The organism is Rubrivirga sp. SAORIC476 (assembly GCF_002283555.1).
Lineage (GTDB): Bacteria > Bacteroidota > Rhodothermia > Rhodothermales > Rubricoccaceae > Rubrivirga.
The window spans coordinates 2,136,622-2,150,689 of record NZ_MVOI01000003.1 but is presented as its reverse complement, the minus strand read 5'-3'; the positions used below and the strand labels follow the sequence as shown (position 1 = coordinate 2,150,689).

Annotated in this window: 12 protein-coding genes and 2 tRNA genes; 11 read left to right on the top strand and 3 right to left on the bottom strand. The window is 72.0% G+C overall.

All coding sequences use genetic code 11. The features are described 5' to 3' along the window. Positions 1–45: 45 nt before the first annotated feature. Positions 46–2,205 carry a M3 family metallopeptidase gene (locus B1759_RS10835; protein WP_095515019.1) on the bottom strand — a complete coding sequence of 720 codons (2,160 nt, stop codon included), beginning with the start codon at positions 2,203–2,205 and terminating at the stop codon, positions 46–48. A gap of 23 nt (positions 2,206–2,228) precedes the next feature. Beyond that, complete coding sequence (locus B1759_RS10830) at positions 2,229–2,579, bottom strand: FKBP-type peptidyl-prolyl cis-trans isomerase (RefSeq protein ID WP_095515018.1); 351 nt, start codon at positions 2,577–2,579, stop codon at positions 2,229–2,231. 115 nt (positions 2,580–2,694) lie between these two features. Between B1759_RS10830 and B1759_RS10825 the strand changes: the two genes are divergently transcribed. The 9 genes from B1759_RS10825 (at position 2,695) to B1759_RS10790 (ending at position 12,563) form a co-directional block, all read left to right on the top strand. Beyond that, positions 2,695–2,781 (top strand) — tRNA-Ser (locus B1759_RS10825). Between the two features lie 66 nt (positions 2,782–2,847). Beyond that, positions 2,848–4,323, top strand: a complete 1,476-nt coding sequence (locus tag B1759_RS10820) for a TolC family protein (RefSeq protein ID WP_095515017.1) — start codon at positions 2,848–2,850, stop codon at positions 4,321–4,323. A 105-nt stretch (positions 4,324–4,428) separates the two neighbouring features. After that, positions 4,429–5,856, top strand: coding sequence for an HlyD family secretion protein (locus tag B1759_RS10815; protein ID WP_095515016.1), 1,428 nt, complete (start codon positions 4,429–4,431; stop codon positions 5,854–5,856). Positions 5,857–5,904: 48 nt separating this feature from the next. Beyond that, positions 5,905–6,642: an ABC transporter ATP-binding protein gene (locus B1759_RS10810; protein ID WP_095515015.1), complete on the top strand. Its 738-nt coding sequence runs from the start codon at positions 5,905–5,907 to the stop codon at positions 6,640–6,642. Positions 6,643–6,746: 104 nt separating this feature from the next. After that, complete coding sequence (locus B1759_RS20360) at positions 6,747–6,875, top strand: hypothetical protein (protein WP_255380493.1); 129 nt, start codon at positions 6,747–6,749, stop codon at positions 6,873–6,875. Positions 6,876–7,079: 204 nt separating this feature from the next. Further along, positions 7,080–7,709 (top strand): MarC family protein, encoded by a 630-nt coding sequence (locus B1759_RS10805; RefSeq protein ID WP_095515107.1) that lies wholly within the window; start codon positions 7,080–7,082, stop codon positions 7,707–7,709. Positions 7,710–7,755: 46 nt separating this feature from the next. Beyond that, positions 7,756–8,313: a hypothetical protein gene (locus B1759_RS10800; protein ID WP_095515014.1), complete on the top strand. Its 558-nt coding sequence runs from the start codon at positions 7,756–7,758 to the stop codon at positions 8,311–8,313. A gap of 65 nt (positions 8,314–8,378) precedes the next feature. Further along, on the top strand, positions 8,379–9,947 hold the full coding sequence (locus B1759_RS10795; RefSeq protein WP_095515013.1) for a beta-N-acetylhexosaminidase: 1,569 nt from the start codon (positions 8,379–8,381) through the stop codon (positions 9,945–9,947). Positions 9,948–10,067: 120 nt separating this feature from the next. Continuing rightward, positions 10,068–12,563, top strand: coding sequence for an alpha/beta hydrolase-fold protein (locus B1759_RS10790; RefSeq protein ID WP_095515012.1), 2,496 nt, complete (start codon positions 10,068–10,070; stop codon positions 12,561–12,563). Positions 12,564–12,617: 54 nt separating this feature from the next. On the opposite strand, the gene B1759_RS10785 is transcribed toward B1759_RS10790, so the two are convergent. Next, positions 12,618–13,508, bottom strand: a complete 891-nt coding sequence (locus tag B1759_RS10785) for an SDR family NAD(P)-dependent oxidoreductase (protein ID WP_095515011.1) — start codon at positions 13,506–13,508, stop codon at positions 12,618–12,620. 99 nt (positions 13,509–13,607) lie between these two features. Here B1759_RS10785 and B1759_RS19990 point away from each other — a divergent pair, with 99 nt between their 5' ends. After that, positions 13,608–13,853 carry a MoaD/ThiS family protein gene (locus tag B1759_RS19990; RefSeq protein WP_095515010.1) on the top strand — a complete coding sequence of 82 codons (246 nt, stop codon included), beginning with the start codon at positions 13,608–13,610 and terminating at the stop codon, positions 13,851–13,853. A gap of 112 nt (positions 13,854–13,965) precedes the next feature. Then, positions 13,966–14,038, top strand: a tRNA-Ala gene (locus B1759_RS10775). The last annotated feature ends 30 nt before the right edge of the window (positions 14,039–14,068 follow it).

Below are 14,068 nucleotides of genomic sequence, written 5' to 3'. Positions count from 1 at the left end.
GCCGTCCACTCTCCGCCTCGGGGACGCCACCGAGGCGGGCGCGGGCTACTCGGTGCCCGCCGGGATCGGAAAGCCGCGGTCGCGCATGAGCGGCGCGATGTCGGCGTCGCGGCCGCGGAACAGGCGGTAGGCCTCGGCCGGGTCGATGGCGTTGCGCGGCGCGAAGAGGTACTGCACCAGCCGCTGGGCGACCTCGGCGTCGTAGAAGCCGCCCGGCGCCTCGGCGAAGGCCTCCGCGGCGTCGGAGGTGAGCACGTCGGCCCACAGGTAGCCGTAGTAGCCGGTCGCGTAGCCCTCGCCCGAGAAGACGTGCCCGAAGTGGGGCGTCCGGTGGCGCATGACCAGCTCGGACGGCATGCCCAGCTCGGCCAGCGTCTCGCGCTCGAACGCGTCCGGGTCCACCTCGGACGGGTCGTCCAAGGTGTGGAGCTTCATGTCGATCAGCGACGAGGCCAGGTACTCGGTCGTCGCGAAGCCCTGGTTGAAGGTGCCTGCCCGGCGGATCTTCTCGACCAGCTCGGCTGGCATCCGCTCGCCCGTGTCCACGTGGACCAGGAAGCGGTCGATCACCTCGTCCGTCAGCAGCCAGCGCTCCAGCAGCTGGCTCTGGAACTCGGTGTAGTCGCGCACCCCGCCGTCGAGCCCGGGGTAGGCCACGTTCGAGGCCAGGAAGTGCAGCGCGTGGCCGAACTCGTGGAACAGCGTCTCGGCGTCGTCCAGCGAGATCAGCGACGGCTCGCCGGGCGCGCCGGGGACGAAGTTGGAGTTGTTGGACGCCAGCACCGTCTTCGGGCCGTCGAACGTCGTGTGGCTGCGGTAGGTCGTCGCCCAGGCGCCGGAGCGCTTGCCGGGCCGCGCGAACGGGTCGAGGTACCACAGCCCGACCAGCGCGCCGGTGTCGCGGTTGGTGACCTCGAACACCGTCACGTCCGGGTGGAAGACGGGCACCGAGCCGTCGGTGACAGGCGTGAACGCGAACCCGAACAGCTCGCCCGCCACGTAGAACATCGCCTCGTTGAGCCGGTCGAGCTGGAGGTACTGCTTGACCTCGTCCGAGTCCAGCGCGTAACGCTCCTGGCGCACCTTCTCGGCGTAGTAGCGGTAGTCCCACGGCTCGATGGTGATGTCTGCCCCCTCGGTATCCGCGACCGCCTGCATGTCGGCCACCTCCTCGCGGACGCGGGCGACGGCGGCGGGCCAGACGGCCAGCAGCAGGTCCATCGCCCGCTCGGGCGTTTGCGCCATCCGGTTCTCCAGACGCCACGCGGCGAAGGTTTCGTAGCCCAGCAGCCCGACGCGCTCGTCGCGGAGCGCCAGGATCTCAGTGATGAGCGCGTTGTTGTCGTTCTCGTCGCCGTTGTCGCCGCGGCTGTAGTAGGTCCGCCAGACGGTCTCGCGGAGGTCGCGCTCGTCGGAGTACGTCAGGAAGGGGTCCATCGAGGACCGCGTGTTGGTGATGGCGTACTCCCCGGCGCGTCCGCGCGACTCGGCCGCCGCCGCCGCCGCCGCGACCACCGAGGCGGGCAGGCCCGAGAGTTGATCGGCGGAGAGGTAGGTCACGTAGCCCTCCTCGTCGGCCAGGACGTGGTTGCCGAACGCCGTGTACAGCTCCGAGAGCCGCTGGTCGATGGCGGCGTAGCGCGCCTTCGCCTCGGCGTCGAGCGTGGCGCCGTTGCGCGCGAAGCCGTCGTAGGTCAGCTCCACGAGCCGGACCTGATCCGGCCGCAGGCCCAGCGTCTCGCGGGCGTCGTACACGGCGCGGACGCGGTCGAACAGCGCCGCGTTCTGCGTGATCTGGGTGCCGTAGTCCGAGAGACGTGGTGCCATCCGGCCCTGGATCTCGCGGAACTCCGGGCTGGAGAGGTTGGACGACCAGATGCCGTAGTACGTGAACGCCCGCTCGATGGGCTTGCCCGCCCGCTCCATCGCCACGATGGTGTTCTCGAACGTCGGCGGCGCCGGGTTCTGCGCGATGGCGTCGATCTCGGCGAGGTGGGCGGCCATGCCCGCCTCCAGCGCGGGCTCGAGGTCGTCGAGGTCCATCGCGTCGAACGCCGGGACGCCGCCATACGGGCCGGTCCACTCGGCGAGGAGCGGGTTCGAGAGGTCGGTCGGCATGGTGTCGGGGGCCTCGGTCGGCATCTCGGCAGGGCCGGCGCAGCCGGTGGCGAGGAGAGTCAGGGCGGCGAGGAGGGTCGGGCGCATCGAGACGATGAGGTGAGGGAGGACTACTCAATGTCGAGGATGGTCACCTCAAAGGTCAGCGTCGCGTTCGGCGGAATGCCACTGCCTGGAGGCGGGTTGGCCCCGTAGGCCTGGTCCGGGGGAATGTCGAACGTCTTCGTCTCGCCGACGGCCATTCCGAGAAGGCCCGCCTGGAAGCCTGGGATAAACCCTCTGATGTCAGAGCGATACCCTGGGCTGGCACTAAACACCGTGCCATCGGCAAGGCGGCCCTCGTAGGCGATCGTGACGGTGCTGTCAGCTTCGACGAAGCCGGAGCCGCCCGAATCGCAGGCGGTGACGAAGAGGGCGAGCAAAAGGAACGGGGCGACGCGGCGCCCGGCGAGCGAGATCATGGACAAAAGAGGTGGATGGAACCCAGGACCGGGAAACTACCGAGGCGGGCCAACGGAGACGCTCCCCCCGGCGGTGCCCTCCGGCGTAGGTTTGACGCGCTCCACCCCGAGCACCGGAGAGGTGGCAGAGTGGTCGAATGCGCCGGTCTTGAAAACCGGAGTGCCTTCACGGGTACCGTGGGTTCGAATCCCACCCTCTCCGCACGCGCACCGGACGCAACCCGCCGCCGGGTCGTCCGTCAACGGGCACGCCCCCCGCTCCCGACCGATGCTGCCATTCCCGCCCGCGGGTCGTCTCGCCGTCCTCCTCGTCGTCGCCCTGGCCGCGCCCGTCCAGGCCCAGGACTCGACCACGGTCACGCTCGCCGAGGCGGTCGCGCGGGCCGTCGAGCAAAGCCCCGAGGTGCGCCGCGCCGAGATCGCCGACCGCGGGCAGGCGCTGGCCGTCCGCGTGGCGCGTGCCGGGCGCCTGCCGACGCTCGACCTCCAGGTGTCGCCCCAGCAGCGCTACGGCCTCGGCTTCGACCAGACGACCGGCGAGGTGGTCTCGCAAACCGTCGAGAGCCTCTCTGCGGGCGCCTTCGCGTCGGTGCCCCTCTACGACGGCGGGCGGACGCGCGCGGCGGTCCGGGAGGCGCAGTTCTCGCGTGACGCGGCCTCGGCGGGACTGGCACGCACGCGCCAGCAGGTCGCGCTCGACGTGGCCCAGCAGTTCCTGACGCTCCTCCTCGACCGCGAGATCGCGGGCATCGAGGCGGGCAGCCTCGCCGACGCGCAGGCCCAGCGCGCCCGCGTCGCCGAGCTGGTCGACGCCGGAGCGCGGCCTCGCGGCGACCTCCTCGCCCAGGATGCCGTCGTCGCCGAGCGCCAGACGGCGGTCATCGTGGCGCGCGGCGCCGTCGAGCGCGACGAAGTGATCCTGGTCCAGCTCATCGGCCTCGACCCGCTCACGCCGTACCGGTTCGTCGGTCCCGACCTCGCGCGGCTGGAGGCCTCGGGTCTCCTCGACGCGCCGACGGCACCGCTCGCCGAGTTGCTCGCCGCCGCCCGCGAGGCCCGCGCCGACCGCCGTTCGCAGGTGCTCGCCATCGAGGCCGCCGAGGCCGCCATCGGCGGCGCCCGCGCGGCAGGACGCCCGAGCGTCTCGCTGAGCGCCAACGTCGGCACGGGGTATTCCAGCCTCCAGCAGCGCGTCGTCGGCGCGACGCCGAGCCTGCCGGTGACCCTGGACGACGGCACGCCGGTGCTCGTTGGCGGCGCCCCGCTCACGTTCCCGGGCACGTCCACCTTCGAGACGACGCCGCCCTTCACCCAGCTCAGCGACAACCGCAGCGGCGCCCTCGGCCTGACGGTCAACGTGCCGCTGTTCGACCGCTACCAGTCCCGCCGCGGCGTCGTGGAGGCCCAGATCCGCGCCGACGACGCCCGCCTCCAACTCGACGCACTCGACCGGCAGGTGGCCTCCGAAGTGCAGCAGGCGGTCGTGGAGGCCCGGACGGCGCGGGCCCGCCTCGACGCCGCCGAGGCTCAGGTCGAGGCCGCGACGGCGGCCGTCCGCGTTGAGCAGGACCGCTACCGCCTCGGCGCGGGCACGCTGTACGACGTGGCGTCCGCCCAGACCCGGCTGGCCGAGTCGCTCGCCGGTCGCGCCCAGGCTGCCTACGGCCTCGCCTTCCGCCGCGTGCTCGTCCGCCTCGCCGTCGGCGACGTGGACCCGGGCGCGCTGGCAGGGATGCTGGAGTGACCCCCCGCTGCCCGTCCCCGGATCGTCTCCCCCACACGGTCGCCGCGTAACCTCCTCCAGGCTCACTCGTCCACCCGGACATTCGCTCACCCGTCTCGCCCCTCGATGTCCCCAACCAAAAAGATTCTAATCGGCCTCGGCGTTCTGCTGGTCGTCCTCGTCGGCGTGGCGCTGACGCTCGGTGGCGGCGAGGAGGGCATCGAGGTGGAGACGGCCGAGGCGCGCGTACGGACGATCACCCAGACCGTGAGCGCGTCCGGGACGGTCGCGAGCGAGGTCGAGGTCGCCATCTCGTCCGACGTGTCGGGCGAGATCATCTTCCTGGCCGTCGAGGAGGGCGACCGCGTCCAGCAGGGCGACCTGCTGCTGCGCGTCCGGCCCGACTTCTACGCGACCGAGGCCGAGCGCGCCCGCGCCCAGGTGGCGACGGCTCAGAGCGGCGTCGGGGAGGCGCAGAACGCGGTCACCGAGGCGCAGCAGGCCGTCGAGCAGGCCCGTGCCGACCTCGCGCGGGCGACCGCCGAGCGCGAGCGCACCGAGCGCGCACTGACCCGCCAGCAGGACCTCTTCGACCGCGACGTGGCCCCGGCGATGGACCTGGAGGCCGCTCGCGGCGCCTTCGAAGTCGCCCGCGCCGCCGAGGCGTCGGCCCGGCAGGCCGTGGACGGCGCGCAGGCGCGCGTCGCGAGCGCGCAGGGCCGCGTCCGGAGCGCCCAAACGCAAGTGCAGGGCGCCCGCGCCGGGGCCCGCCAGGCCGGGCAGCAACTCGCCCAGACCGCCATCTACGCCCCCATGTCCGGCACCGTGAGCCAGCTCAACGTCGAGCTCGGCGAGCGCGTCGTCGGGACGGCGACCATGAGCGGCACCGAGCTGATGCGCATCGCGCGGCTGGACGCCATGACGATGGAGATCGACGTCAACGAGAACGACGTGGTGAACGTCGAGCTGGGCGACTCGGCGCGCGTCGAGGTGGACGCGTACCCGAGCGAGGCGCTGCGCGGGGCGGTCGTCGAGATTGCCAACTCGGCGCGCATCCAGAACGCCGGCACGTCGCAGGCGGTGACCAACTTCCCGGTGGTCGTCCGGCTGGCCGCCGCGGGCGACGACGTGACCGACGCCGAGCGGGCGCCCGAGGAGGGCGTCCCGGCCGCGCCTGGCCCCACCCTTCGCCCCGGCATGAGCGGCACCGTGGACATCTACACCCGCTCGGTGCCCGAGGCGGTCGTGGTGCCCATCCAGGCCGTCACCGCACGCGACTTCAACGAGGTCGAGCGCGAGCGCCGCCGCCGCGCCGAGGCCCTCGGCGAGGACGTGCCGGACACCGACATCCCCGAGGGCGAGGACATCCGCCGCGTCGTGTTCGTCGTGGTGGACGGCAAGGCGGAGATGCGCGAGGTCACGACCGGCATCACCGACGACACGCACATCGAGATCCGCGAGGGGCTGACCGGCGGCGAGACCGTCATCACGGGTCCCTTCCGCCTCCTCCGCACCGAGCTCGCCGAGGGCGACGCGGTCAAGACCGACGACTAGGGACGCCCGAGCTGCCCTTCCCCGCCCTCGCCTGCCCCCCGCATTCGCATGGTCATCGACATCGCCGACGTCTGGAAGACCTACCGGATGGGCACCCAGGAGGTGCACGCGCTCCGGGGCTGCTCGCTGGGCATCGAAGCCGGCGAGTACGTCGCCATCATGGGGCCGTCGGGCTCGGGCAAGAGCACGCTGATGAACGTCATCGGCTGCCTCGACGTGCCGACCTCGGGCACGTACCGGCTCGACGGGCGCGACGTGGGGCGCCTCACCGACGACCAGTTGGCGGAGGTCCGCAACAGCCAGATCGGGTTCGTCTTCCAGACGTTCAACCTCCTGCCGCGGCAGGACTGCCTGCAGAACGTGGAGTTGCCGCTCGTGTACGCGGGCGTCGGCCGGGCAGAGCGCAAGGCCCGCGCCGCCGAGGCGCTGACGCGCGTGGGGCTGGGCGACCGGATGGACCACAAGCCGAACGAGCTCTCGGGCGGCCAGCGCCAGCGCGTGGCCGTGGCGCGGGCCCTCGTGAACCGCCCCGCCATCCTCCTGGCCGACGAGCCGACGGGCAACCTGGACTCGGTGACCTCGGACGAGATCATGCGCCTCTTCGAGCAGCTCTACCGCCAGGGCAACACCCTCATCGTGGTCACCCACGAGGACGACATCGCCGACCATGCGCGCCGCGTGGTGCGCCTGAGAGACGGTGCGGTGGAGTCCGACACCGCGGTCGTCTCCCCCCGCCTCGGCGCGCTCACCGAGGCGGAGTTGGAGGCGGCGGAGGCAGCGGCCTGAGCCCCGGCACCAGGCATCTTTCGAGCGCACCGTCGGCGCGGCGTGGGCGGCGCCTACCTTGACCGGTGTCATGGTTCGAATCACATTTCTACGAGGACTCCGTCATGGGTGACAAATCCCCCAAGTCGACCAGCAAGAAGGCCGGGCAGAAGCAGGCGAAGGTGACCAACGACGCGCGCCTGAAGCGAGCCGCCGAGGACGCGAAGCACATCTTCCTGCCCAAGAAGAAGTAGGCGGCGGTGAGGGAGAGGGCGGCTCCCCACGGGGCATGCGGCCGGGACCGGGTGGAGACGGGCCGATCGGGGAGCGCGCGTGAACGCCCGGTAAGAGTTTGACGCGGCGCGGCATGGCGCGAAACATCCGGGCCGGGTGGGCGATACTCGCGCGCCTCATTCCCCTTGCCGCGCACCGTCGCGCGTCTGCCCGTGCCTGATTTCGTGACCGCCCTCATCGCGGCGTTCCTCCCGCTCTTCGTCGCCATCAACATCCCCGGCATCCTGCCGCTCTACATCGGGATGACGGAGACGTTCTCCGCGGACAACCGGCGCCAGTTGCTCGTCCGCGCGCTGCTGGCGGCGGCCGTGCTCGCCGTGCTGATGCTGTTCGCGGGGCAGGTCATCTTCGACACGCTCGGCATCACGCTCAACGACCTGCGCGTCGGTGGCGGCCTCATCCTGCTGGTGATCGCTGTGACGGACCTCGCCTTCGGCGACGTCAAGGAGCGACGTGGCGGCGGCAAGAAGGCCCGCGCCAAGCTCAAGGACCACCCCGTCGACGAGCCCGTGGACCTGCCGGTGGTCCCGCTCGGCATCCCACTCATCATCGGGCCGGGCGCCATCACGACCATCCTGATCACGGACGGCCAGTACGGCTGGATCGTGACGCTGGCGGCCATCGTGATCAACATGGCGCTGGTGTTCGTGTCGTTCACGTTCGGCCCGGCGATCCTGAAGCTGGCCGGCCGCGGCACCTCGAAGGCCGTCGCGAAGGTGGCGAGCCTGTTCCTGGCCGCCATCTCGGTGGCCATGATCCGGGCGGGCATCCTGGGCATGGTGGCGGCGGTCTAGGCGGCGCCGGGAATCAGGAATCCGGCGGCGGGCGTCTGACCGTGCCATGACCGATCTCCTCCGCACCACCGAAGTCCGCTGGTTTCTGGCGGGGCCACTCCCGCCTGCGGCGGATGCCTGGTTCGCCCGCCTCGGACCGCGCATCGAGGGGGAGACGCGAACGGACCACTACCTCGCCCCCACCGACGACGCGCTGGGGCTCAAGCTTCGCGAGGGCGCCCTCGAGCCGAAGCGGCGCGACGCCGTCGGCGGCCCGCTCACGGCTGGCCGCGCCCACGCGGCCGTGGAGACGTGGACCAAGTGGTCCTTTCCGCTCGCGGCCGACGCCGGGCCCGAGGCGGGCTGGGTCGAGGTGACGAAGACGCGCCGCCAGCGCGAGATCGTGACCGGCGCCGGTCGCTGCCGCCTCGACGTGTCGGAGGTGACCGTCGGCGGGGCCGTCTGGTGGTCGGTCTGCCTGGAGGCCGAGGGGCCGAACGACGACGCGGCCCGGTCTGCCCTCGGCGCAGGCGCGGCGCGATGGCTCGCCCGGACCGACGCGCCGGCGCTCCCGGCCGAAGCGGCGATGGGGTACCCGGCATGGCTGCGGTCGCAGGTCGGGTAGTCGCCGAGACGGGCGCACTCAGATGCGAGCGGTTCTATCCTCAGCGTCTCTCCCTTCCGTCATCCATGCGCCTCGCCCTCCTCGCTCTCGCCCTGGTGGCCGCCGTCCCCGCCGACGCCCAGCCCGCTCTGATTCCGCTCCCGGCCGAGATGGCGCTCCTGGGCGGGGCGCCGTTCGAGATGACGGGCGCCACGCCGATCCGTTTCGACGCGACCGACGCCGAGGTGGCCCGCATCGCCGCGATGCTGGACGCGCTGGTCGGCCCGTCACGCGGGGAGGTCACCAACCCACCCGGGGTCCCCGCCGATGGCCCCGACCCGCGCGCGGGCGTCGTCTCCCTGACGCTCGCCGAGCGGCCCGACCTCGGGGCCGAGGGCTACGACCTGGAGGTCACCGCCCGCGGCGTCGAGGTGGTGGCCGCCACGCCCGCGGGGCTGTTCTACGGCGTCCAGACGCTCCGCCAGCTGATGCCGCCGCGCGTCGAGTACGGCGCGGCCCTGCCGCGCGGCTTCGAGGTCCCGGCCGTCCGCATCCGCGACCGGCCCCGGTTCGCGTGGCGCGGCATGATGCTCGACGTGAGCCGCCACTTCTTCGGGGTCGAGGACGTGGAGCGGGTGCTCGACCTGATGGCGCTCCACAAGCTGAACCGGCTCCATCTCCACCTGTCCGACGACCAGGGCTGGCGCGTCTCCGTGCCGAACCGTCCGCGCCTCACGTCCATCGGCGGGCTGTCGGCCGTGGGCGGCGGGCCGGGCGGATTCTACACGGTCGCCGACATGGAGCGGATCGTGGCGTACGCGGCCGAGCGGTTCATCACGGTCATCCCGGAGATCGACCTGCCGGGCCACACGAACGCGGCGCTGACCTCCATCGCCGAGATCAACTGCGACGGCCGGGCGCGGGCGCCGTACACCGGCACGCGCGTCGGCTTCAGCTCGGTGTGCGTCGAGAAGGAAGAGACGTACGCGTTCGTCGAGGACGTGGTGGACGCGCTGGCGATGCAGGTGCCGGCCGAGGTGGTCCACCTCGGCGGCGACGAGGTGCAGCGGCTCTCGGGCGCGCAGTACGCCGCGTTCATGGCGCGCGCCCAAGAGATTGTGGCCGCCCGCGGCAAGACGTTCATGGGCTGGGACGAGATCGCCGAGGCCGACCTCGACCTGATCCCGGGCAGCATCGTCCAGGTCTGGCGCCCGCAGTCGCCGGAACGCGCCCGTCACGTCGCGGACGCCGTGGCCGCGGGCGCGCGCCTGGTCCTCTCCCCCGCCGACCGCATCTACCTCGACATCAAGTACGACGCCTCGACTGTCCTGGGGCTGACGTGGCCGGGCCTCAACGGCGTCCGCGACGCGTACGAGTGGGACCCCGGCACGCTGGTCCCCGGCGTGCCCGAGGCGGCCGTGCTCGGCGTGGAGGCGCCGCTGTGGTCGGAGACGCTGTCGACCGTCCGCGACATCGAGTTCATGGCGTTCCCGCGGCTGGCGGGCGTCGCGGAGCTCGGGTGGACGCCGCAGGCCGAGCGCTCGTGGACCGGCTACCGTGCCCGCCTCGGCGCCTTCGGCCCGCGCTGGGACGCCCTCGGCGTCGCCTTCTTCCGCTCGCCGGAGGTGGACTGGACGCTCGGCGGGGTAGAGTAAGCCCCTGGGGAGACGCGGCGCAGACTGGGGCTGGCCCCGGGATCGCGAGACGGACGCCGAAAGCGCTTGCGATCGAGGCTGCAGACGGCGACCATCGGAGAGAGCCCTCTCCAGATCCCGATGCGATCCCCTCTTCTCGTTCTCCTCGCTCTCCTCGTCGCCGGGGCGGCGTCCGCCCAGTCCGAGCTGTTCGAGCGGCTGGAGCGGACCTCCAACGGCGTCACGATCAAGTACGGCCTGTACGTGCCGGCCGACTACGACCCGGAGGTGGCCTACCCGCTCGTGATGGCGCTCCACGGGGCGGGCGAGCGCGGCTCCGACTACCGCAACCTCACCGTCGGCGACGCCGCGTCGAACGGGCTCACGACCTGGGCCACGCCGCAGGTCCAGACCGAGCACCCGGCGTTCGTGCTCGCCCCGCAGGTCCCGTCCGGCCTCCGCTGGAGCGCCGAGACGGACCCCACCAGCTCCGACTTCACGCCCGTCCAGCGGACGACGCTGGAGATCCTGGCGTCCGTCGAGGCCGAGTACACCATCGACCCCGACCGGATCTACGTGGTCGGCCTATCGATGGGGGGCCACGGAACCTGGGACTTCGCGTCGCGGCTGCCGGGCCGGTTCGCGGCGGCCGTCCCGATGAGCGGCGAGGGCTTCCCGTCGCAGGCCGAGGACCTGCTCCCCCTCCCGATCTGGGCGTTCACCGGCGAGGCGGACGGCGTCGTGCCGGCGGGCGAGACGCGCCGCGTGATCCAGCGGCTCGAAGACCTCGGCCGCGACGTGATCTACACGCATTGCCAACGCTCGCCCATCGGCGCCAGCGCCTTCGACTGCCCGGGATACATCGGCAGCGACTCGCTCGCGGCGGCTCTCGACGCCAACGCCGACCTGATCTACTGGAGCGAGCCGACGGTCGGGCACGGACCGTGGGGGCCGTGGTTCCGGAACGGGCTGATGCAGGACTGGCTGTTCTCGAAGGTCCGCCAGGACCCGGACGCCGTCGCGATCACCGCGCCCGCCTCGGGCGACCGCTGGACGGGCGCCGAGACCGTCACCTGGACCACGACGCGGACCGCCGAGGACACCGTCGAGGTCTGGATCAACCCGACTGACGACCCGACGGGGTGGAAGAAGGTGGGTGAGGCCGGAGCGACCGTCGGCGCGCTGGCCGTCGACACCGAGGCGATCGCCGACGCGGGGCTGGCGCGCGTCCGCCTGTACGTGCGCACGCCCGCGGACCGCATCGTGGGGCGCACCACCAGCGCGCCGTTCGCGCTCGACAATGCGGGCGACGCCGCGCCCGACCTCCGGCTGGATACGGAGGCCCTCCGCTTCGACCCGCGCCTCCCGGCCGCCACCTACGACCTGACGTTCATCGCTGCCGACGCCGAGGGCGACGCCCTCACCGCCGAGGCCTTCTACAGCGTCGATGGAGGCGCCACCTACGTGTCGCTCGGCGCGACGGCCATCCTCGGGAGCGCCGAGCCGCAAACGATCTCGCTCGACATGGCCGCGCTGCCGAACTCGCGCACGGCCCGCCTCCGCCTCGACCTGAGCGACGGCACGTCGACCGTCTCTGACGAGACGGTCTCGTTCCTGAAGCAGACCCCGCGCGACGTCAACACGTTCGTGCAGCAGGTCCAGGGCGAGGGCGAGGGGTCGGTGGAGCTCCACTTCGTGGACGAGGGCGCGCTCACGAACCACCGCTACCGCATCACGCTCGACACGTCCGGCGAGGCGAAGACGTACTCGGTGACCGACCTCGACGAGGGCACGCAGGTGCTCACCGGCATCCCGCTCTCGGACGGCATCCAGGAAAGCCCCGTGTTCGACGGCATCGCGCTGGTCGTGACCGACCTGGAGGAGGGCCGCGCCGACGCCGACGCGACGGGCTGGGTCGTGGGCGACACCGACCTGGCCGTGGCTGTCTCGGGCGGCACGACGCGCATCTCGATCCTGACCATCCAGCTTCTGGCGACCGAGACGGACTACGAGATCGAGATCGCCGACGACGTGGTCGGCCAGTCGATCCGGCTCTACAACATCCCGGTCACAGACCTCCGCTTCACCGTCACCGGCGGCGACGGCCAGCCGCGCGACGTGGTGTTCGTAGACGGCAACGATGATGGCCTGCCGGGCGACGGCGACAAACTCTACCTCGTCGAGCCCAACGGTGACGGCGACCCCGCGCTCGCATGGGCCCTGGAGTTCGACGCGACCACCGACACGGTGCTGCCCGAGGCGGGTGACGTGTTCCGGCTGGTGCCGGTCCGCTCGCTGAGCGGCGAGGACGTGTTCGAGTTTGAGGGCCGCTTCAACACGTCGGTGCCGGTGGCACCGCGCGGCGGGCTGTCGCTCCAGACGTACCCCAACCCGTCCACCGGGCCGATCACGCTCGCCTACGAACTCACCGAGGCGGCCTCGGTGCGCCTGGAAGTGTTCGACGCACGGGGCCGCCTCGTCGCCACGCTGGCCGACGGCCCCGCCGGGCCGGGTGCGCACCGGACGACGTGGGCCGCCGAGGCGGCGAGCGGCGTGTTCCTGGTCCGCCTGAGCGCGCAATCGGCCGACGGCGTGACGGAGAGCGTCCGCCAGTCGGTCGTGCTGGTGCGGCGGTAAGCGTGAGGCGGGGGTCCCGATGTCGGAGACGCCCCGCCCCACATGCCTGCCGTGCTACCCGGCCGGGACGGCGCTGGGGTCGGACGACCGCTGGAACCGAAGGTTGAGCACGCCGGTCGGCTGCGTCTGCGCGGCTGCGTCGGCATCCTTGCCCGGCATGCCGTGGACGATGGTGGTCGCGCCGTCGACCAGCCAGAGGGCGCCGGTGACGTAGCTGGCCTCGTCGGAGGCGAGGAAGGCGTACACGTTGGCGACCTCCTCGGTGGTGGCACGGCGACCGAAGGCAGTCGAGTAGGTGACCGTCTCCTCGGCGTCGGCGTCCATCGGGCCGGTCTCCTTGTGCGTCCACGATGTGTCGATGGGGCCAGGGCAGACGCAGTTGGCGCGGACCCCGTGGCCTCCCTGCTCGCCCGCGACGCCCTTCATGAAGGCGTGCATCCAGGCCTTGGTCGGGCCATAGGGCGTGAACTGCGGCGAGCCGTTCCACCCGGCCTCGGACCCGGCCGAGACCACGTTGCCGCGCGTCTCGCGCAGGTGCGGGATGGCCGCGCGGGTCATGTAGAAGGCCGTCTTGATGTTGTTGTGGATCAGCTTGTCGAAGTCCTCCAACGGATACTCGTCGATGGGCGCCAGCTTCGGGAGCACGCCCGCGTTGTTGACGAGCACGTCGAGGCGGCCGAAGGCCTCGATGGCGGCCTCGACGCAGGAGGCCGCGGTGTCGGGGTCGCCGAGGTCCCCGGCGTAGGTGCCGACCTCGGTACCGTACTGGTCGGTGATGTCGGCGGCGACCTGATCGAGCGGGTCGCCGGGGAGGCCGGCCAGCAGGAGGCCCGCGGCGCCCTCGTAGGCGAACTTGTGGGCGATGGCCTCGCCGATACCCTCGGCGGCGCCAGTGATGAGGGCGATCTTGCCGTCCAGGCGGCCGGGACGAGTGGGGGTAGACATGAGAATGGAGGGGAAGAGAGAGGGGGTTGTTGGATCGGCCCCGCGCCGGACGCGTTCCGAGGCCGCCCCTCCTCTCCTTTCGTTCAGGCCTCTCCCCACGTGACCGTCCGCGTCCTCCTGTTCGACGTACTGCGCCGCGAGGTCGGGGCGAGCGAGGTGACAGCGGAGGTGCCCGACGGCGGGACCGGGGCCGACCTGCTCGATCAACTCGCCGAGGCGCACGCGCCCGTCGCGCGGCATCGTCCGGTGGTGCGGCTGGCGGTCAACCGCCGCTACGTGCCAGCCGAAACGCCGCTGGCGGACGGGGACGAGGTGGCGCTGATCACGCCCGTCAGCGGGGGGTGAGCGCGAGGGCGGGGCAGCCGCCTTTACCGATTGTCCCCGGAGCGACGGTTGCGCGGGGTCTGGTCGAGGCGGTATTCTGGTCTCCTGCACGGTGGTCCGCCGCCGACCCTGAGGGGCTATAGCTCAGTTGGTAGAGCGCTGCAATCGCACTGCAGAGGTCAGGAGTTCGAATCTCCTTAGCTCCACGTTTCCGGCCGTGACGCCCTGCGCGTCGC